The sequence below is a fragment of the Xanthobacter sp. DMC47 genome, assembly GCF_056313845.1.
Map to the genome: position 1 here is coordinate 2,242,870 of NZ_JBQUZM010000001.1, position 18,799 is coordinate 2,261,668.

Sequence of the window (18,799 nt, forward strand, 5' to 3'; positions counted from 1 at the left end):
ATGGCAAGTCTGACACGGCGAAAGTACGGCGGTCGCCGCTGTTCCCGCCGATCATACCACCTTGCTGACGTCGGGGCGAAGCCGGCTCAGCGCCGCACACCGCGCACCGCCTCGGCGAGCTCGCTCACGAGGGCTTCCACGCCGATCACGGTGTTGGACGTGGCCTTGCCCTCCTCGTCGAGGGTGCGGCGCACCACTTCCACGAGGGCCGAGCCCACCACCACGGCGTCGGCACCCGCGGCGATAGCCGCCGCCTGCTCGGGGGTCTTCACGCCGAAGCCGACAGCCACCGGCAGCGCGGTATGGCTCTTGATGCGCGCGACCGCGGTGGCCACGGCATTCGCGTCCGGCGTCGCCGCGCCGGTGATGCCGGTGATGGAGACGTAGTAGACGAAGCCCGCCGTATTCGCGAGCACGGTGGGCAGGCGCTTGTCGTCGGTGGTCGGGGTGGCGAGGCGGATGAAGTCCAGCCCGGCATTGAGCGCCGGGATGCAGAGTTCGTCGTCCTCCTCCGGCGGCAGGTCGACCACGATCAGGCCGTCCACCCCTGCGACCTTGGCGTCGACGAGGAAGCGCTCCACGCCATAGACGTAGATGGGGTTGAAGTAGCCCATGAGCACGACCGGCGTGGTCTGGTCCTCGCCGCGGAAGACGCGGACCATCTCCAGCGTCTTGGCCAGCGTCTGCCCGCCCTTGAGCGCGCGCAGCCCCGCCGCCTGGATGGCCGGACCGTCGGCCATGGGATCGGTGAAGGGCACGCCCAGCTCGATCACGTCGGCCCCCGCGCCCGGCAGCGCCTTGAGGATGGCGAGCGAGGTCTCGCCGTCCGGGTCGCCGGCAGTGACGAAGGTGACGAGGCCCGGCCGCCCCTCTTCCTTGAGGGCGGCGAAGCGGTCGGAGATGCGGGTGGTCATGGGCCTGCCTGGATGAGAGGGGACGCGCTCTATTTCTGCCCGGCGAGGGTGCAGGTGGCGCTGGTGGCGCTGGTGCCGCCGAGGAAGCGCACCTGATCGGTTCCGGTGACGCCGCCGACGATGGAGAACAGCGTCGTGGACGACTTGCCGAGGGAGCGCTTGCCGGCGAAGAACTCGCAGTTGACCTTGACCTCGGCCACCGTGGCCGTGCCGGTGTTCTTCACCGCCACCGACACGTAGGCGCCGGCCGCGTCCGTATAGATCTTGCCCGGCGTCAGTTCGAGGTCGGCCGCCTGCACGGCGCCGAGGCTGACAACGAGCGCCGCGCCGGCGATCGCGGACGAGACGACTTTCCCCCAGATGCTCTTCATGGTCACGCCCCCAGACGAGTCCCGAGTATCTCCGCCACCTGGGGGACGTCCTTGTCCCCGCGGCCGGAAAGGTTGACGACCATCAAGTGGTCCGCCGGCAGCTTGGGCGCGTGCTCGATCACCTTGGCGATGGCATGGGCCGATTCCAGCGCCGGGATGATGCCCTCGAGCCGCGTCAGCAGCTGGAAGGCGTCCAGCGCCTCCTGATCGGTGCAGTTGAGATAGGTGACGCGGCCCACGTCGTGCAGCCAGGAATGCTCCGGCCCGATGCCGGGATAGTCGAGACCGGCCGAGATGGAATGCGCCTCGATGATCTGGCCGTCGCCGTCCATGAGCAGATAGGTGCGGTTGCCGTGCAACACGCCCGGGCGACCACCGGCGATGGAGGCCGCATGCTCGTGGGTGTCGACGCCCCGGCCCGCCGCCTCCACGCCGAAGATCTTCACTTCGGGATCGTCGAGGAAGGGGTGGAACAGGCCCATGGCGTTGGACCCGCCGCCGACGCAGGCGAAGAGGCTGTCGGGCAGCCGGCCTTCCATCTCCAGCATCTGCTCACGGGTCTCGCGGCCGATGATGGACTGGAAGTCGCGCACCATGGCCGGATAGGGATGCGGGCCGGCCACCGTGCCGATGCAATAGAAAGTGTCGTGGACGTTGGTCACCCAGTCGCGGAGCGCCTCGTTCATGGCGTCCTTGAGGGTGCGCGAGCCGGACTGCACCGGCACCACCTCGGCGCCCAGCATCTTCATGCGGAACACGTTGGGGGCCTGACGTTCCACGTCCACCGCGCCCATGTAGACCACGCACTTCAGGCCGAAGCGGGCGCACATGGTGGCGGTGGCGACGCCGTGCTGGCCGGCGCCGGTTTCGGCGATCACCCGCTCCTTGCCCATGCGGCGGGCGAGCAGGATCTGGCCGAGCACGTTGTTCACCTTGTGGGAGCCGGTGTGGTTCAGCTCCTCGCGCTTCAGATAGATCTTGGCGCCGCCGAGATGGTTGGTGAGGCGCTCGGCGAAATAGAGCGGCGAGGGCCGGCCCACATAATGGGTGAGGTAGCCAGCCATCTCCGCGTGGTAGGCGGGATCGACCTTGGCGGCCTCATAGGCCTTTTCCAGCTCCAGAATGAGCGGCATCAGCGTCTCGGCGACAAAGCGGCCGCCATGGATGCCGAAATGGCCGCGGTGATCGGGGCCGGTGCGATAGGAATTGAGAACGGTCACGACGCGCGGGCCTTCGATAGGGGGTCTTGCAAGGATGAGGTGGATGCGGCGCGGCGCGCCGCAGCGATGAAGGCGCGGATCTTGTCGGGATTTTTCACGCCGGGCGCGTCCTCCACGCCAGACGATACGTCCACGCCGTCCATCCGGACCAATCCGAGGGCCTGCGGCACGTTGTCGGCGGTAAGGCCTCCGGAAAGCATGAGAGGCCGGTTGACGTCAAGGCTGGCGACCAGCGCCCAGTCGAACGGCCGGCCGTTGCCACCGGGCAGAAGCGCCCCCGGATCGGGCTTTGCGTCGAACAGGATGCGGTCGGCCACCGCCGCATAGGCGGGCAGGACGGCAAGGTCCTCCCGGCGGGCGACGGGCAGCGCCTTCATCACCGGCAGGCCGAAGCGGGCGCGGATGTCGGCGACGCGCTCGGCCGTCTCGTGGCCGTGCAGTTGGAGAATATCGGGCGAGACGGCGGCGATCACGTCCCGAAGGAGCGCGTCGTCCGGATCCACCAGCAGCGCCACCTTGTCGGCGCGTCCTGCCACGCGGGCGACGAGGGCCGGCGCATCGGCCAGCGCGAGGTGGCGCGGGCTTTTCGGAAAATGGACGAAGCCGACGAGATCGGCGCCCGCCTCGAGGGCGGCGTCGAGGGCGTCCGCCGTGCGGATGCCGCAGATCTTGACCTCGAAGCGCCTGTCGTCGCGAGCCATGGGGTGAACCTGGGAGGTGCCGGTCGTGAACCTTCACACCGTAGAGGTGAGGGCCGCCATTTCAACGGCCCTGCGCGATGCGTCGGGAGAGACCGGCGGGCCGGTCAGGTCTCGACGCGGGTGAACTGGCCCGCCTTGCGGAACCGCCAGAGATAGGTCGGCAGCACCACGGCGAGGGAGGTGGGGGTGAGATCGAGGCCGGCCAGCGTCCGGCCCTCGGCGACCGCAGCCTCAGACACCACATTGTCCGAACGCAGCATCTCCACCTGATCGACAGTGAGCGGCGCGCCGGGGGCCCACTGGGTGAGCTTGGCCATGAAGGTCGCGAGGCCGAAGGGCAGGTCCACGAGGACCCGCTTGGCGCCGATCTCGGCGAGCATCAGCTCCATCAGCTCGCGGAAGGTGCGCACCTCGGGGCCGCCCAGCTCGTAGGTCGCGCCGGCCTTGGCCTTGCCGTCCACCGCGGCGAGCACGGCTGCCGCCACATCACCGGCGAACACCGGCTGGAACTTGGTCACCCCGCCGCCAATCAGGGGCAGCGCCGGGGACATCCGCGCCATCGCCGCGAAGCGGTTGAAAAACTCGTCTTCCTGCCCGAACACGACGGAAGGGCGGAAGATCACCGCGTCCGGCACCGCGGCGCGCACGGCGGCTTCGCCCGCCGCCTTGCTGCGGCCGTAGCCGGAGGGGGAATTGGCATCGGCACCGATGGCCGAGAGATGCACCAGCGGCACGCCCTGCGCGGCGGTCGCGGCGGCAACCGCGCGGGCCCCGAAGGCGTGCACGGCGTCGAAGGTCTGCCGGCCGCCCTCGGCCAGCACGCCCACGAGGTTCACCACCGCCTCGGCGCCATCGACCGCGCGGGCGACGCTCTCGGGATAGCGCACGTTGGCCTGGGAAATCTGGATCTGGCCGACGAAGCCCAGCGGCTGGAGGAAGCCGGCCAGCTCCGGCCGGCGCACCGCGACGCGCACGCGATAGCCGCGCATGGCCAGCGCCCGCACCACATGCCGGCCGAGAAAGCCGGAGCCGCCGAAGACCGTCACCAGGCTGTCGTTCACCGGACGATCGGTCACCGTCACATCGCTCATGCCGAACCCCCGCCTTGATGCGCCGCGCCGGCTTCAGCCTCGCGCCGCCGGCATGCCTTCGTGCCGGCATGCCATATATAGAGTGCGCGCAGCACATACGCGATGCCGGCCGGTCCCGTAAAGCCGCCAAGGTGCCACGCCGTGGACGACTTTTCCGTACAACGTGTTGACGCGGGAGCCGAGCGACCGTATAAGCCCGCCACCTAGCTGGCGGCATGGGCTGCCGGCTTGTTCACTCATTCATGCGCGACGCGAAGTGGCCAGATGGCCGTGCCGCCGGGCGCGAACCAGCAAGGACGGCCGATGGCCAATACGCCTTCCGCCAAAAAGGCGGTCCGCAAGATCGAGCGTCGCACCGAGGTCAACCGGTCTCGCCGGTCTCGCGTGCGCACCTATCTGCGCAAGCTCGAAGACGCCCTCGCCACCGGCGACGCCACGGCCGCTTCCGCTGCCTTCAAGGCGGCCGAGCCGGAAATCATGCGCGCCGTCACCAAGGGCGTCCTTCACAAGAACACCGCGTCGCGCAAGGTTTCCCGCCTCGCCGCCCGCGTGAAGAAGCTCAGCGCTTGATTTAGATCAATCAAGCAGACTGACTTATCTTGAAGGCCCGGCTCTGCCGGGCCTTTTTGCTTTGGCTTGGCCTTAAAGGTCTTCCCCTCGCCCGCTCCGGGCGGAGTCCGATTCTCGCCGCCCGTCAAGGGTGGAGCCCCCTGAAGCGTCGCGGAAGCCAGGGATTTTTTTAGCCCCCGCGCGGTTTACCCGGTCCCTCCGGGCGATCTCGACCGATCAGAAAAACCCGATCCAAGAGAACGGCTTAGAGGCCAAAGGCCGGAAAGCGCCAAAACGGCCCCTTTCAAGGAGTATTCCAGAACCATGTGCCCCACCGTGGCGGGGCACCGCAATCCTTGCGCCGGCTTCGCGAATCTCATTGTCCGGACAGAGGTTTGCCGGCTGACAGCAAAGCGGGGGGTGTGGCGCAGGCGCACCGGCTTTTACCCGCTATCCCCCCGCGGGGGTCAAAGGCGTTGCACCCCCCAAACCGGCTGTGTATGTTCAACCTCACTCCGGGAGCGACCCTGGGGTTCACCGATAGAATGAAGTTTTCACGGCTCTTCGTGGATGAGGAGGGGATGTATCGTGTCTGAATTCGTTCACGTACCCCTCGTCTTCGGCCGTATCCGTACTCTGCGTTACCTTCATTCGTTGGAGCTATGCTAAGGGCGGGCATCTGATCCGCCTTCGGGCATCTACGAGACCAAACAAAAAACTGGTTCATTCCAACACCCGTCGATGGTTGGCATCGTCGGAGATGGGGCGGCTATGACTTCGGGCACATGCGCGGCAGCGGACACAGAAACAGGTCCCTCGATCTATTCGGCTACGCGTTGCGTTCGAGCCTTCCGGAGCGCTGTGCTCCGCTCCAGTTGCGCCCCGCCGCCCTGTAACGGCCAGGACCGCGCATGACGGTGTGCTGAACCCGTTGCGCTGACGCCGTGGGTGCCTTAGCACCCGTTTCCGAAACTCCCCACGAGACCGAGGCCGCGCTGCCCGCCCCAGGGCGCGGACGGCTTTTGCGTCTCCAACCAGGGAACCGCCTTTCGCGCGGTCGCGATCCTTATGCTCAAGCCTCATGCGCCGGTTGCCGCGCGCACCGTTCCTTTTCAGACAGCCCTTGCGGAGGCCGCCGAGATGGATTGCGCGTCGAACCCCAGCGCACCCTCGGCCCCGTGGGACCGTGTGCTCCAGCGCCTGCGCGAGGAGATCGGCGAGGAGAAGTTCACCAGCTGGTTCGCGCGCATGGACCTCGACGCGCTGACCTCGGACGTGGTGCGCCTTTCGGTACCCACGCGATTCCTGAAGTCCTGGATTCAGGAGAATTATCTGCCGCGCATCGCCGACATCTGGGCGGAGGAGAGCGGCGCGCGGCGCCGTGTCGATCTCGCCGTGCGGAGCGCTTTTGCGCGCCCCGTCGCCTTGAAGGCGTCCACCCCGCGTGAGGTAGTCACCGAGCGCACCGAGCGTCCCGTCGAGGCGAAGCCCGCGGCCCGCGTCACCGAGGCGCGCGGCGAGCATCGCGAAATCGTGGCCACCGGCGGTGACGTCGCCTCCGGCTCGCCGCTGGACCCGCGTCTCGCCTTTGAAACCTTCGTGGTCGGCAAGTCCAATTCGCTGGCGTTCGCCGCCGCGCGAAAGGTGGCCGAAACCCCGAGCGGTGCTGCGCCGGTCTACAACCCGCTCTATCTCCATGCGGCCGTCGGCCTCGGCAAGACGCACCTTCTCCAGGCGGTGGCGCGGGCCGGTGCCGCCCATGGCCGGCGCACCACCTACCTGACCGCCGAGCGCTTCATGTACGGCTTCGTGTCGGCGCTGAAGTCCCATTCGGCCATCGCCTTCAAGGACACGCTGCGCACCATCGACACGCTGGTGATCGACGACCTGCAGTTCCTGAAGGGCAACAACCTCCAGCAGGAATTCTGCCACACCCTCAATGCTTTGCTGGATGGCGGGCGGCAGGTGGTGCTGGCGGCCGACTGCCTGCCCGGCGAGCTTGAGCACCTCGACGAGCGCGTGCGCTCGCGCCTCGCCGGTGGTCTCGTGGTGGAGCTTGCGCCGCTGGAGGAAGACCTGCGCCTCGAGATTCTCAAGGCGCGCTACCAGACCCTCGCCGAGCAGCACCAGGGATTCGCCGTGCCGGCCAACGTGCTGGAATTCCTCGCCCGCAGCGTCGGCCAGTCCGGCCGCGACCTCGACGGCGCGCTCAACAAGCTGCTGGCCTTCAACCAGCTCACCGGCGAGCCGGTGACGCTCGACATGGCGGAAAACGCGGTCAAGGACCTCATCCGCCCGACCGATCCCAAGCGCGTGCGGGTGGACGACATCCTGCGTGTGGTCGCCAAGCACTACAACGTATCGCGCGCGGACCTGCTCTCCCAGCGCCGCACGGCGACGGTGGTGAAGCCGCGGCAGATCGCCATGTATCTCGCCAAGACGCTCACCCTGCGCTCCCTGCCGGAGATCGGCCGCCGCTTTGGCGGGCGGGACCACACCACCGTGCTTCACGCGGTGCGCAAGATCGACGGGCTCGTCGCCACCGACCGTGCGCTCGCCGACGAGATCGAGGTGCTGAAGCGACTCGCCCTGGAAAGCTGAGTCTCGAAAGCTGAGCCCGCCACGGGGCAACAGGAGCGGGCGGCGCCGGGCCGGTGCCGCGGGTCCTGCGCCGCGAAACATACGCCCTTCAGAAAATCTCCCCGCTCACCCTTGCCTTGCGCCCCTTGGGGCGGCAATGTCGGCGGCCCGGCGCCCGTCCTCTCGGGCGCCTGACGGCGCCTCACGCCGTCGCGCCACGCCACACCGGCGCACGCGCCCCTCGACCGCACCGGCGGATGAGGGGGTCCGCGAGCGTCATCCTTAGAATGTCGAGGCGGACCCACCGGCGGGACATGCGATCCCGCGGCAGGCCGGCTCGGAAGCGAAGAGTGAACGGGCCAGGACGATGAAGGTCACCGTCGAGCGCGCCGAGCTTCTGAAATCGCTCAGCCACGTGCACCGTGTCGTCGAGCGGCGCAACACCATCCCGATCCTCGCCAACGTGCTCATCAAGGCCGCCAAGGGCGCGCTGGAGCTGAAGGCCACCGACCTCGACCTGGAAGTGGTCGAGAGCGTACCGGCGGAAACGGGACAGGCGGGCGCCACCACCGTGCCGGCCCACGTGCTCTACGACATCGTGCGCAAGTTGCCCGACGGCGCGCAGGTGCAACTGGAAGCCGGCGGCGAGCGCGGCACCCTCACCGTGCGCGCCTCCCGTGCCCGCTTCTCGCTCCAGACCCTGCCGGAAGCCGATTTCCCGGACCTCGCCGCAGGCGAGTTCTCCCACACCTTCAAGCTCAAGGGCGCGGAGTTCCGGCGCCTCGTGGACAAGACCCAGTTCGCCATCTCCACCGAGGAGACGCGCTATTACCTCAACGGCATCTATCTCCATGTGACCGATGCCGGGGGAAAGCAGATGCTGCGCGCGGTCGCCACCGACGGCCACCGTCTGGCCCAGGCCGAGCTTGAGGCGCCGGCCGGCGCGCAGGGCCTGCCGGGCGTGATCGTGCCGCGCAAGACCGTCGCCGAGATCCAGAAGCTGCTGGAGGACAAGGAGGCGGAAGTCACCATCTCCCTCTCCGCCACCAAGATCCGCGTGCAGGTGGGCGCCATCGTGCTCACCTCCAAGCTGATCGACGGCACCTTCCCGGACTACGGCCGGGTGATTCCCCAGGGCAACGACAAGACCCTCATCGTCGACAAGGACGAGTTCGCCGCCGCCGTGGACCGCGTGTCCACCGTGTCCAGCGAGCGTGGCCGCGCGGTGAAGCTGTCGCTGGGCGACGGCAAGATGGTGCTGTCCGTCACCAATCCCGATTCGGGCAGCGCCACCGAGGAGCTGGAGGTGGACTACACCGCCGAGCCCCTCGATATCGGCTTCAACTCCCGCTATCTGCTGGACATCACGTCCCAGCTCGAGGGCGACACGGCGGAACTGAAGCTCGCCGATCCCGGCTCGCCCACGCTGGTGCGCGATTCCACCAAGACGGATGCGCTCTACGTCCTCATGCCCATGCGGGTGTGAGGCCATGGGGCTGGCCCGGCACATCTGATGCCGTGGCGATCATGACATCATGCCCCACGCCGCCATCCTGAAGCTGTCGCTCACCGGCTTCCGCTCCTATCCGGCGGCGCAGGTCGCGGTGGAAGCGCGCGCCATCGTGCTCACCGGCCCGAACGGCGCCGGCAAGACGAACATCCTCGAAGCGCTGTCCTTCCTCTCCCCCGGCCGCGGCCTGCGCCGGGCGCAGCTCGTCGACGTGGGCCACCGCCCACCCGGAGCGCACCCGCCGGACGCAACCGGTGCGCCCTGGGCGGTCTCCGCCTTCATCGAGGGCGCGCTGGGCGAGGTCCGCCTCGGCACCGGCTACGATCCGGCGCAGGAGGGCGGGCAGCGCCGCTGCCGTATCGACGGCGAGGCTGTGCCCTCGGCCAACGCCTTCCTCGATCATCTCAAGGTGCTCTGGCTGACGCCGGAGATGGACGGCCTGTTCCTTGGCCCGCCCGGCGACCGCCGCCGGTATCTCGACCGGCTGGTGCTGGCGGTGGACGCCTCCCACGGCACGCGGGTCAACGGGCTGGAGCGCGCGCTGCGCTCCCGCAACCGGCTGTTGGAGGAGAACGGCTCCGCCCGCTTCCTCGATGCGGTGGAGCACGAGGTGGCCGAGCTGGCGGTGGCGGTGGCCGCCGCGCGACTGGAGACGGTGGCGCGGCTCTCGGCGGAGATCGCCGCCCACCGCGACGAGGCCTCCCCCTTCCCCTTCGCCGAAATCGCCCTCGAAGGCGCCGTGGAGCGCCTGATCGCGCAGCATCCGGCGCTGGAGGTGGAGGACCGCTATCGCGCGCTGCTGCGCGACAATCGCCCGCGGGACCGCGCCGCTGGGCGCACGCTGGAAGGCCCCCACCTGACCGATCTGGGTGTGAGCCATGGCGAGAAGCGCCTGCCCGCCGCGCGCTGCTCCACCGGCGAGCAGAAATCCCTGCTGATCGGCCTCACTTTGTCCCACGCCCGGCTGGTGGGGAGCATGCAGGGCCTCTCACCGGTGCTGCTGCTGGACGACGTGGTGGCCTATCTCGACTCGGAGCGGCGCGCCGGCCTGTTCGAGGCGCTCGCGCGGCTCGGGGCGCAGGTCTGGATGACGGGGGCCGACCCCTCCGCATTCGCCGCGCTGGAGACGGCGGCGCGCTTCACCGTCGCACCGGGCGCGATCACGCGGGCCTGAACTTTCGACAAGCTTGGCGGATGGACGGGAGAGTCCTAAAAGAGGGTATGCCAATCCGTGCCGCCACCCCCGCCGACATTCCCGCCATCACCGCCATCTATGACGAGGCGGTCCGCAATGGCACCGCCTCCTTCGAGCTGGAACCGCCGGGTCCCGAGGAGATGGCGCGCCGCCAGGCCGCGCTCATGGAGGGCGGCTATCCCTATCTGGTGCTGGAAGAAGACGGCAAGGTGCTGGGCTATGCCTACGCCAGCGCCTTCCGGCCGCGCGTCGCCTATCGCTACACGGTGGAGAATTCCATCTATGTGGACGAGGCGGCCCGGGGCCAGAAGGTCGGCCGCCGGCTGCTCGAGGCGCTGATCGCCGAATGCGAGGCGCTGGGCTTCCGCCAGATGGTGGCGGTGATCGGCGACAGCGGCAATGCCGGCTCCATCGCGCTGCACCGCGCCTGCGGCTTCGGCTCCATCGGCACCCTGCCGGCCACCGGCCTCAAGTTCGGCCGGTGGATCGATACGGTCCTGATGCAGCGCGCCCTCGGCGAGGGCGCGAGCACCATTCCCGCGGACGCCGACCTCCTCAAGGGCTGAGGTCAGCGGGTAATCAGCGTGCCGGCGCCGTGGTCGGTGAGCAGTTCCAGCAGCACGGCGTGGGGCACCTTGCCGTCGAGGATCACGACGCCCTCCACGCCCTTCTCCAGAGCGTAGATGCAGGTCTCCACCTTGGGGATCATGCCCCCCGAGATGGTGCCGTCCGCGATCAGCGCATGGGCCTCGGCGATGGTGAGCTTCGGGATCAGCTGCTTGTTCTTGTCGAGCACGCCCGGCACATCGGTGAGCAGCAGGAAGCGCTTGGCGCCCAGTGCACCGGCGATGGCGCCGGCGAAGGTGTCGGCGTTGACGTTGTAGGTGCCGCCGTCTACCGCCGCCGCCACCGGGGCGAGCACGGGGATGAGCTCCCGGCCGAGGATCTGGTCGAGCACGGTGGTGTCCACGGTGTCGGGCTCGCCGACGAAGCCGAGGTCCACCTCCTGGGCGTCGTCCCCGGAAGAGACGACGACACGGTTCGCCTTGCGGGCGCGCACCATGTTGCCGTCCTTGCCGCACAGGCCAATGGCCTTGCCGCCCGCCTCGTTGATGAAGCCGACGATCTGCTTGTTGATGGAGCCGGCCAGCACCATCTCGACGATCTCGACCGTCGCCTTGTCGGTGATGCGCAGGCCGGCCGCGAATTCCGACTTGATGCCGAGCTTGCTGAGCATGGCGCCGATCTGCGGGCCGCCGCCGTGCACCACCACCGGGTTGATGCCCGACTGCTCCATGAGCACGATGTCGGAGGCGAAGGTGCGCGCCACGTCCTCGCTGCCCATGGCGTGGCCGCCGTATTTCACCACCACGATCGCATCGTCATAGCGCTGCATGTGCGGCAGCGCCCGCGCCAGCACTTCGGCCTCGTGCTGGGCTTCCGACACGGACTGGGACTTCGGCTCGGTCATGGGGGGCTCGCAGGTGGATGCTCGCGGGGCCGCAGCGGAGACCGCCGGGCGGCGCCGTTCTAGCGGTTTCCCTTGAGCGGTGAAAGCCCGGCAGCCTGCCAGCCGCCGGGCAGCGCTGCGAAAATCTCCCCGACCGGGCTTCCTTCCCTCGCGAAAAGGTGATGAGAAGCAGGCGCGCCCGACACAATGGCGGCGTCAACTCCCGTCACCCGTTCGCCCGCCACAGCCCGCCCTGCCGCTGCTCCAGCCGTCGCCAGAGAGACCCGGCCTTCATGACCCCCCCGATTCTACCCGCCACGCACCCCACGAGCGCCGCCGCGCACGCCCATCACCCGCCGGAGCGCCGGCCCCACGATCTGCGCCCCTCGCAGATCCTTCTGCTGTTCGTGGCGTGCCTCGGCCTCGTCTCCATTCCGATTCTGACCCATCCGATCCCGCCCCTGTCGGACTACGTGAACCATCTCGCCCGGATGCACGTGATCGCCTCGATCCCGCAGGATCAGGACCTCGCGCGCTTCTACACGCTGAAATGGTCCATCCTGCCGAACCTCATGATGGACCTCGTGGTCCCGGTCATCGACAGGGTGGTGGGCATCTACACCGCCGGCGAAATCTACACCCTGATGTGCTTCGCGCTGATCGCGGCGGGCACGATGACGCTGAACCGCGCGCTGTTCGGCGTGTGGTCGGCACTGCCGCTGCTGGCGTTCCCGCTGCTCTACAACGGCATCTTCCTCATCGGGGTGATGAACTATTATTTCGGCATCGGTCTGGCCCTGTTCGCGCTGAGCGCCTGGGTGGCGCTGCGCGACAAGTGGTGGCCGTGGCGCTACCTGGTTTCGGCGCTGTTCGTGGTGGCGCTGTTCTTCTGCCACCTGTTCACCGCGGGAATCTACGGCATCGGCATCCTCGCCTACGAACTGGACCGCCTGCGCCTTGGGCGCGGGCCCATCTGGCCGCGCCTCGGCATATTCGTGAGCGGGGGCCTTCCCTTCCTGCCCATCCTGCCGCTGCTGCTGGCGAGCCCCACCTGGGGCCTCAGTGGACAGAACTACTGGGAGCCGCAGGGCAAGATCACCGGCATCGAAATGATCTTCAACGTCTACGTCGACCATGTTGCGGTCGCCGTGGCGGCGATCTTCATCGTGGCCGGAGTCTGGGCGGCGCGGCACCGGCTGCTCTACGTCCACTCCTTCATGCTGCCTTTGCTGCTGGTGGCGGGTCTGGTCTATCTCGCCATGCCGCGCGTGGTGTTCGCCACCTACATGGCAGACCAGCGCCTGCCGGCGGCCATCGTCTTCATGGTGATCGCCGCCATGCGTGTCGACCTGCGCCACCGCCTCGCCCGGCGCGGATTCGCTGTGGTTCTGATCCTGATGCTGGCGGTCCGCGTCGGCGAGGTGCAGGTGGTGTGGGACCGCCTGTCGCAATGGACGGTGGCGTTCCGCGAATCGGTCACCCGCATCCGCCCCGGCTCGCGCGTGCTCGTCGCCTACGCCGACATCCAGGGCGGCAACGATCCGACCGACCTCGGCCTGATGCACGCCGCCTGCCTCGCCATGATCGAGAAGTCGTCCCTCGTCACCACCGCCTTCACGGTGGAGGGCAAGCAGATCCTGCGCGCCCGCAAGCCCTACAACGAGCAGGTGGACACCGAGGACGGCACCCCGCCCCAGACCGAACAGCTCCTCATCACCGAGGACGACCCGACGCCCGACGGCCCGCGCTACTGGGACCTGTGGCCGTCGAAGTTCGATTACGTCTATCTGCTGTTCACCGACCGGGGGGCGCCCAATCCCGACAGCGACCACCTGAAGCTGATCTCCGAGGGCGAGCGCTTCCAGCTCTACGAGGTGGTGCCACGCCCCCCTGCCCCGCCCTCCTGACCCGGTACGGCGGGGGCGACGTCACCGCGGTGTCACGATAGGGTGCAACGCAGAACATCCCGCGGGTCCGGCCGGAAGGCCGGCCCGCGCATTCATTTCGACCCGCATTTCCGGAGCCCCGATGGACACCGTTCTCACCAACGCCCGCCTCGTCCTCGACGATGCCGTCGTCGCGGGGACGATCACGCTCCGCGACGGGCGCATCCTCGCCATCGACGCGGGCCGCGCCACCACGCCCGCCGCCATTGATTGCGACGGCGACTTCATCGCGCCCGGCCTGATCGACCTGCATACGGACGCGCTGGAGGGCCATTTCGTGCCCCGTCCCAAGGTGTTCTGGCCGGATGCGCGGGCCGCCGCCCTCGCCCACGACGGGCAGACCGTGGCGAGCGGCATCACCACGGTGTTCGACGCCATCTGCGCCGGCGGCTTCGACCAGGCCAAGGCGGAGCGGCGCCAGCTGTTCGGCACCATGCTGGACGCCGTGGAGCTGGGGACGCCCCTGTTCCGGGCCAACCACAAGGTCCACCTGCGCTGCGAGATGACCGATCCCGATCTGCTCGATCTGGTGGAGCCGACCCTTGCCCGCCCGGGCCTCGCCTTCGCCTCGCTGATGGACCACACGCCGGGCGCCCGCCAGTGGCGCAACGTGGACGGGCTGCGCACTTTCCTGCTGGGCATCGGCAAGGAGGCCGCCGAGGCCGAGCGCGAGATCGGCGAGCGTACCGCCCGCGGCCGCGCCAACGTGGCCCGCAACATGCCGCCGCTGGTGGAGATGCTGGCCTCGACCGGCCTCGTTCTGGCGAGCCACGACGACACCACCGAGGACCATGTGGCCGAGGCGCAGGCCGCCGGCTGCACGGTCAGCGAGTTCCCCACCACGCGCGAAGCGGCGCTGGCCGCCCGGGCGGCCGATCTCGCCACCATCGGCGGGGCGCCCAACGTGGTGCGCGGCGGCTCCCATTCCGGCGGCGTCGCCATGGGCGCGCTGGCACAAGAGGGGCTGATCGACGCCCTCGCCTCCGACTATGTGCCAGCAAGCCTGCTGCAGGCGGCGACGCGCCTTCACACCGTGGACGGCATGGGCCTACCGCAGGCGATGGCCCTCGTCACCCGCAACCCGGCGCGGATGGCCGGCCTCGACGATCGCGGCCGGTTGGATGCCGGCCTGCGTGCCGATGTGGTGCGCTTCCGCATCGTCGAGGGCACGCCGGTGGTGCGCCACGTGCTGGTGGAAGGCGAGCGCGTCTTCTGACGCGCCGCGCCTCGGATCAGAAGGGTCAGAACAGCGGCGGCACGATGCCCACCGGGAAGCCGGCGAGCTTGAGCGTTCCCGCATCAAACGAGAGCGCGAATATGGCGCCCTTGCGCCCCTCCACCTGTCCCGGCTTTCCCACCATGGCGAGGGCGCTGACGATGGGCGCGATCTCCCGCGGGATGGCGCCGGCCTTGTCGAGCCCCTGCACCAGATCGTTGATGCCCGCGAAGCCGAGGTCGAGCTTGCCGTTGAGCCGGCCCTGCGGATCGAGCGCCACCGCCCCGGTGGCCGTCACGGCGATCTTGGGCGAGGTGATGTGGAAGCGGTCGAGCTTGGCGATGCCGCCCGCGTCCGCCCAGGCGCGCATGCGCTGCGCGACAGACATGGGCCTGAGGTCGGCAGAGGCGGTCACTGTGCCCTGGAGCGCCATCTCCACCGGCCCCTCCGCGCCGAGCTTGTTCAGCAGCGCGCTTTGCCCGCCCGTGAAGCCGGACGCATAATCGACGCCATCAGGCTTGCCGTCCTGACCGGGCGAACGGCGGGCGTGGAACTCGAAAAGGTGAGCGGAGAGGATCGGCACCGGCTGCGCGCCCGTGGCGGCCGGCTGCTCGAGCTTGAGATCGTGCGCCTGCAGCGAGAAGCGCTCCGGCCGGCCGGAGAGATCGCCGACGCCGCTCATCTGCAGCAGTGACCACACGGCCACATAGGACTGCCCGGTGTTGAGATCTTCCACCCGTGCCGGCCCGCTGAACCCGGCGACGATGTGGTTCGGCGCCCACACCTGCGCCACCGCTTCCACTGACGCCGCGGTGAAGCGCATGGCGTCGCCGCCGACAGTCTCCAGCTTCGGCATCAGGCAGCGCAGCTCGAAGCGGAAGGGGAAGCCCGCGAGGTGGCGGTCGGTGCAGGTCCAGATGCGCCCGAGCTTCGCCTCGCGCCCGATCCAGGCGTCGATCTCGCGTTCGGCACGGCCCGCCGCATAGAACCACAGGCCGCTCCAGACGATGGCGGCGACCACCACCAGAGCCACCGGAACGATGACGAGCCACGGCTTGGGGCGGCTCCCCGGCGCCGGAGGCGCGGGCGGGACGGGAGCGGACGGAACGGGAGCGGAGGGGACGGGGTCAGACATGGACATCCTTGCGGCTGGCCACGGTCGCCCGTGGCTTGCGATGGTCCTTGTCGGCTGTTAGGCGACGGTCCGGCGTTTCTGTCAACGCCGGGAAGGTATGTCGGAGCCATGGCGGACGAGCGGTCGGCGAGCGGAGGCGGCAACGCGCCGGAGGCGGCGGGGCAATCGGTCACGCCTTCCGCTGCGACGGCCGGGATGCACGGCGACGTCTGGGTGTTCGCCTATGGCTCGCTGATGTGGAATCCGGGCTTCGCCTTTGTCGAACGCTGCGAGGCGCGGCTCGTGGGCGCCCACCGCACTTTGTGCGTCTATTCCTTCCACCACCGCGGCACGCCGGAGAAGCCGGGGCTGGTGCTCGGCCTCGATCTCGGCGGCTCCTGCCGGGGCGTCGCCTACCGGGTGGCGGCGGCGGATTGGCCGCAGACCCACGCCTATCTTACCGAGCGCGAGCAGATTTCCGGTGTCTATCGCGAGGTGATGCGGCGGGTGCGCCTGCTGGACGGATCGGGACGCGATGCGGCGGCCGTGGCCTATCTGGTCAACCGTGCCCATCCCCAATATGCGCGAGGCCTGACCCTCGACGACCAGTTGGCCCTCGTGCGCCGCTCCCACGGCAAGTCGGGGCCGAACACGGATTATGTGGTGGCGACGGTGAAGGCGCTGGAGAGCCTCGGCATCCGCGATCCGGGCCTCGCCTATCTCACCCAGCATTTGACGGCGAGCCACGCTCTGCCGCCGGTGCTGCCGGATGATGCGGAGGGCGATAGGTCTCCCTGAGCCGGCGCCCCTTACGCCGCGTGGCGGCGGGCGGGCAGGCTGAGCGCCTGGACGGCCGGGCGGGGTAGCGCCGGGACCTCGCCGCGATCCACCGAGGAACGACCCGTCAGGCTGCGGTCCATCAGGCGACGCAAGGCAGGCGCATTCTCCTCGCCGAACACATGGATGTGGATTTCGTCGCCGCGCATCCTGAGCGCGGCCGTGCGGGCATGGCTCGCAGGCCCCGCCCACATGGCGATGGAGCCCGCCGGCGTGCGCCGCGAAACCACCGCGAGGGCGTCCGGATAATCCGGGGCGGCGTCGGGCCGGTAGACCGAGAACACGTGGCGCAGGCCGTCTTCGTCGCGCCAGAAACGGTAGCGCGCGCCGAGAGCGTCGTGCTTGAGGCCGTTCAGGCCACCGGCGTCCGTCAGGGGGACAAGGAGCGAATCAGTTGCGTTCATGAGAACGAAACTAGAACGATCCCCAGCGCTCGATCAAGAGTTTTCCACAGGGGTGGACAACGGGGAAGAATCGGCGCCCGCGCGACCCCTCAGATTGGCCGGTGCGCGCGGGCCGAGTTCGGCCAATCCCTCCGCGAGAAGACGGTCGCTGGCGGCCTCGATGTCGGCCTGAAGGCGCGCGGTGATCTTCTGCCGCGGCAGCCCCGGCGGGATGGGCGGCAGGATCTCCACCAGGATGGTGCCGGGCCGCTTGAGGATGGTCCGCCGCGGCCAGTAGAGGCCGGAATTGAGCGCGATGGGCAGGCACGGCACGCCGAGGCTGGAATAGAGATGCGCCACGCCGAACTTGTAGTCCGGCGGCGCACCGGGCGGGCGGCGGGTGCCTTCCGGGAAGATCAGGATCTGCCGGCCCTCGGCCATGTCGGCCTGGGCCCGCCGCGTCATGGCCTTGAGCGCCGACGAGCCGCCCTTGCGGTCCACCGGGATCATCCGCGCCCGCGCCGCGAACCAGCCGAAGACGGGGATCGACATGAGCTCGCGCTTCAGGATGAAGGCAGGGTCCGAGAACAGCGGCAGCAGCGCCAGCGTCTCCCACGCCGACTGATGCTTTGAGGCGATGAGGAGCGGGCCCTCGGGGATGTTCTCGATGCCCCGGATTTCCGCCCGCGTCCCCACGATGACCCGCAGCAGGAACATGATGGTGGCCACCCACCACATGACCCCGGTCCGCCACAGGCCCTTGCGCGACAGGAAGGGAAGCGCCGGAAGGAAGGCCAGCATGTAGAGGGTCGTCACCAGATAGAAGGCGATCTGGAAGACGAGCGAACGCAGGAAGGTCAAGGCGGTCTCCCTGCCCCGCGGCCGGGCGGCCGGGAGCGCGTGTTCAGTGCGGCGCGGCGGCCGACCCGCCCGACGGCGCGGCAGCGGCCTGAGGACCGGCCACCGCCTGGGCGGGACGGATCTTCACCGTGGCCATGATGTACTTCAGATATTCCTTCACCAGCAGCTTCAATGTCCCGGTATCGGTCCACCAGTGTTCCGGCTCGGTGCGGCTGGTGACGACGGGATAGGCCACCAGCTCCACATCGGGAAGGGCACGCGACAATTCCATCATGGCGCGTGGCATGTGCCACGAGGATGTCACCACCACCAGCGAGCGGAACCGCCGTTCGCGCGTCCACTCGGCGGCCTCAAGGGCATTGCCGCGCGTGTTCAGCGCCTTGTGGCCGAGATCGATGCAGCAATCCATCAGCCGCTCGCCGTCCGGCAAGGCGCGCCGCATCTCGTCGGACGAGGTGGTGGGATTCACGCCGGTGATGAGCAGGCGCTGGCCGAGCCCTTCGTTCAGCAGGGAGATGGCATCGATGATGCGCGAGGGGCCGCCGGTGAGCACGACGATGGCGTCGGCCGGCTTTACCCCCGCGGGCTCACGCCCGGCGATCTGGGTGGTGAAGGCGAGGAAGCCGGCGCCAGCGGCGACGATGCCCAGCCCGCCGAGCGCCAGTGCGCCGACGGCAAGCCGACGCAGCAGGCTGCGGCGCGGTGCCGGAGACGGCTGCGTGCCCTTGCGAGTCGCGCCCTTGTTTGCCCCGCGTCTGGCCGTGCCGGTATCGGACTGCCCGGGACCGATCTGCGCCCTCATCCTGCGCTCGGTGCTCGACATGGTCATGCAACCGACGATGCCGCCGGAATGCGGCAGAG

Annotated in this window: 18 protein-coding genes; 8 read left to right on the plus strand and 10 right to left on the minus strand. The window is 69.0% G+C overall.

From position 1 onward, the window contains the following. Positions 1-86: 86 nt before the first annotated feature. From trpA to ACT54R_RS10405, 5 genes are all read right to left on the minus strand, one after another. Positions 87-914: a tryptophan synthase subunit alpha gene (trpA, locus tag ACT54R_RS10385; protein ID WP_476325971.1), complete on the minus strand. Its 828-nt coding sequence runs from the start codon at positions 912-914 to the stop codon at positions 87-89. A 29-nt stretch (positions 915-943) separates the two neighbouring features. Beyond that, on the minus strand, positions 944-1,285 hold the full coding sequence (locus ACT54R_RS10390) for a hypothetical protein (protein ID WP_476325973.1): 342 nt from the start codon (positions 1,283-1,285) through the stop codon (positions 944-946). A 2-nt stretch (positions 1,286-1,287) separates the two neighbouring features. Then, positions 1,288-2,505, minus strand: a complete 1,218-nt coding sequence (trpB, locus tag ACT54R_RS10395) for a tryptophan synthase subunit beta (RefSeq protein WP_476325975.1) — start codon at positions 2,503-2,505, stop codon at positions 1,288-1,290. Beyond that, positions 2,502-3,206 (minus strand): phosphoribosylanthranilate isomerase, encoded by a 705-nt coding sequence (locus ACT54R_RS10400; protein ID WP_476325977.1) that lies wholly within the window; start codon positions 3,204-3,206, stop codon positions 2,502-2,504. Before ACT54R_RS10400 ends, trpB begins: the two co-directional genes overlap by 4 nt. 104 nt (positions 3,207-3,310) lie before the next feature. Then, positions 3,311-4,297 (minus strand): complex I NDUFA9 subunit family protein, encoded by a 987-nt coding sequence (locus ACT54R_RS10405; RefSeq protein WP_476325979.1) that lies wholly within the window; start codon positions 4,295-4,297, stop codon positions 3,311-3,313. Positions 4,298-4,600: 303 nt separating this feature from the next. Here ACT54R_RS10405 and rpsT point away from each other — a divergent pair, with 303 nt between their 5' ends. From rpsT to ACT54R_RS10430, 5 genes are all read left to right on the plus strand, one after another. Further along, positions 4,601-4,867 (plus strand): 30S ribosomal protein S20, encoded by a 267-nt coding sequence (rpsT, locus tag ACT54R_RS10410; RefSeq protein WP_168458555.1) that lies wholly within the window; start codon positions 4,601-4,603, stop codon positions 4,865-4,867. 1,119 nt (positions 4,868-5,986) lie between these two features. Beyond that, positions 5,987-7,447, plus strand: a complete 1,461-nt coding sequence (gene dnaA, locus ACT54R_RS10415; protein ID WP_476325981.1) for a chromosomal replication initiator protein DnaA — start codon at positions 5,987-5,989, stop codon at positions 7,445-7,447. 346 nt (positions 7,448-7,793) lie between these two features. Continuing rightward, positions 7,794-8,912, plus strand: coding sequence for a DNA polymerase III subunit beta (gene dnaN / locus ACT54R_RS10420; RefSeq protein WP_168458557.1), 1,119 nt, complete (start codon positions 7,794-7,796; stop codon positions 8,910-8,912). A gap of 49 nt (positions 8,913-8,961) precedes the next feature. Beyond that, complete coding sequence (gene recF / locus ACT54R_RS10425; protein WP_476325984.1) at positions 8,962-10,110, plus strand: DNA replication/repair protein RecF; 1,149 nt, start codon at positions 8,962-8,964, stop codon at positions 10,108-10,110. Between the two features lie 47 nt (positions 10,111-10,157). Further along, a complete protein-coding gene (locus ACT54R_RS10430) occupies positions 10,158-10,697 on the plus strand; it encodes a GNAT family N-acetyltransferase (protein WP_168458559.1) in 540 nt (179 codons plus the stop codon). Positions 10,698-10,699: 2 nt separating this feature from the next. Here ACT54R_RS10430 and argB read toward each other — a convergent pair whose 3' ends face one another. Then, positions 10,700-11,602 carry an acetylglutamate kinase gene (gene argB / locus ACT54R_RS10435; RefSeq protein ID WP_168458560.1) on the minus strand — a complete coding sequence of 301 codons (903 nt, stop codon included), beginning with the start codon at positions 11,600-11,602 and terminating at the stop codon, positions 10,700-10,702. 272 nt (positions 11,603-11,874) lie between these two features. Here argB and ACT54R_RS10440 point away from each other — a divergent pair, with 272 nt between their 5' ends. Continuing rightward, on the plus strand, positions 11,875-13,488 hold the full coding sequence (locus tag ACT54R_RS10440; RefSeq protein ID WP_476325987.1) for a hypothetical protein: 1,614 nt from the start codon (positions 11,875-11,877) through the stop codon (positions 13,486-13,488). Positions 13,489-13,609: 121 nt separating this feature from the next. Further along, entirely contained in the window at positions 13,610-14,743 is a 1,134-nt protein-coding gene (locus ACT54R_RS10445) for an alpha-D-ribose 1-methylphosphonate 5-triphosphate diphosphatase (RefSeq protein WP_476325989.1), read from the plus strand. Between the two features lie 25 nt (positions 14,744-14,768). Here the strand turns inward: ACT54R_RS10445 and ACT54R_RS10450 are convergent, their stop codons facing one another. Then, a complete protein-coding gene (locus ACT54R_RS10450; protein ID WP_476325991.1) occupies positions 14,769-15,878 on the minus strand; it encodes a DUF2125 domain-containing protein in 1,110 nt (369 codons plus the stop codon). A 195-nt stretch (positions 15,879-16,073) separates the two neighbouring features. Between ACT54R_RS10450 and ACT54R_RS10455 the strand changes: the two genes are divergently transcribed. Further along, entirely contained in the window at positions 16,074-16,655 is a 582-nt protein-coding gene (locus tag ACT54R_RS10455) for a gamma-glutamylcyclotransferase (RefSeq protein ID WP_476326450.1), read from the plus strand. Between the two features lie 11 nt (positions 16,656-16,666). Here the strand turns inward: ACT54R_RS10455 and ACT54R_RS10460 are convergent, their stop codons facing one another. The 3 genes from ACT54R_RS10460 to ACT54R_RS10470 form a co-directional block, all read right to left on the minus strand. Continuing rightward, the gene (locus ACT54R_RS10460) at positions 16,667-17,098 is read right to left on the minus strand and encodes a hypothetical protein (RefSeq protein ID WP_476325993.1); all 432 of its coding nucleotides are present in this window, start codon (positions 17,096-17,098) and stop codon (positions 16,667-16,669) included. Between the two features lie 33 nt (positions 17,099-17,131). Then, a complete protein-coding gene (locus tag ACT54R_RS10465) occupies positions 17,132-17,878 on the minus strand; it encodes a lysophospholipid acyltransferase family protein (RefSeq protein ID WP_476326452.1) in 747 nt (248 codons plus the stop codon). A 103-nt stretch (positions 17,879-17,981) separates the two neighbouring features. Next, positions 17,982-18,740 (minus strand): YdcF family protein, encoded by a 759-nt coding sequence (locus tag ACT54R_RS10470; protein ID WP_476325995.1) that lies wholly within the window; start codon positions 18,738-18,740, stop codon positions 17,982-17,984. Positions 18,741-18,799: the final 59 nt, after the last annotated feature.

What these genes read in the sequence shown, in the direction of transcription:
- trpA (WP_476325971.1), bottom strand. Translation starts at nt 914, where the DNA reads ATGACCACCCGCATCTCCGACCGCTTCGCCGCCCTCAAGGAAGAGGGG.
- ACT54R_RS10390 (WP_476325973.1), bottom strand. Translation starts at nt 1,285, where the DNA reads ATGAAGAGCATCTGGGGGAAAGTCGTCTCGTCCGCGATCGCCGGCGCG.
- ACT54R_RS10400 (WP_476325977.1), bottom strand. Translation starts at nt 3,206, where the DNA reads ATGGCTCGCGACGACAGGCGCTTCGAGGTCAAGATCTGCGGCATCCGC.
- ACT54R_RS10405 (WP_476325979.1), bottom strand. Translation starts at nt 4,297, where the DNA reads ATGAGCGATGTGACGGTGACCGATCGTCCGGTGAACGACAGCCTGGTG.
- rpsT (WP_168458555.1), top strand. Translation starts at nt 4,601, where the DNA reads ATGGCCAATACGCCTTCCGCCAAAAAGGCGGTCCGCAAGATCGAGCGT.
- dnaA (WP_476325981.1), top strand. Translation starts at nt 5,987, where the DNA reads ATGGATTGCGCGTCGAACCCCAGCGCACCCTCGGCCCCGTGGGACCGT.
- dnaN (WP_168458557.1), top strand. Translation starts at nt 7,794, where the DNA reads ATGAAGGTCACCGTCGAGCGCGCCGAGCTTCTGAAATCGCTCAGCCAC.
- recF (WP_476325984.1), top strand. Translation starts at nt 8,962, where the DNA reads ATGCCCCACGCCGCCATCCTGAAGCTGTCGCTCACCGGCTTCCGCTCC.
- ACT54R_RS10430 (WP_168458559.1), top strand. Translation starts at nt 10,158, where the DNA reads ATGCCAATCCGTGCCGCCACCCCCGCCGACATTCCCGCCATCACCGCC.
- argB (WP_168458560.1), bottom strand. Translation starts at nt 11,602, where the DNA reads ATGACCGAGCCGAAGTCCCAGTCCGTGTCGGAAGCCCAGCACGAGGCC.
- ACT54R_RS10440 (WP_476325987.1), top strand. Translation starts at nt 11,875, where the DNA reads ATGACCCCCCCGATTCTACCCGCCACGCACCCCACGAGCGCCGCCGCG.
- ACT54R_RS10445 (WP_476325989.1), top strand. Translation starts at nt 13,610, where the DNA reads ATGGACACCGTTCTCACCAACGCCCGCCTCGTCCTCGACGATGCCGTC.
- ACT54R_RS10450 (WP_476325991.1), bottom strand. Translation starts at nt 15,878, where the DNA reads ATGTCTGACCCCGTCCCCTCCGCTCCCGTTCCGTCCGCTCCCGTCCCG.
- ACT54R_RS10455 (WP_476326450.1), top strand. Translation starts at nt 16,074, where the DNA reads ATGCACGGCGACGTCTGGGTGTTCGCCTATGGCTCGCTGATGTGGAAT.
- ACT54R_RS10460 (WP_476325993.1), bottom strand. Translation starts at nt 17,098, where the DNA reads ATGAACGCAACTGATTCGCTCCTTGTCCCCCTGACGGACGCCGGTGGC.
- ACT54R_RS10465 (WP_476326452.1), bottom strand. Translation starts at nt 17,878, where the DNA reads ATGCTGGCCTTCCTTCCGGCGCTTCCCTTCCTGTCGCGCAAGGGCCTG.
- ACT54R_RS10470 (WP_476325995.1), bottom strand. Translation starts at nt 18,740, where the DNA reads ATGAGGGCGCAGATCGGTCCCGGGCAGTCCGATACCGGCACGGCCAGA.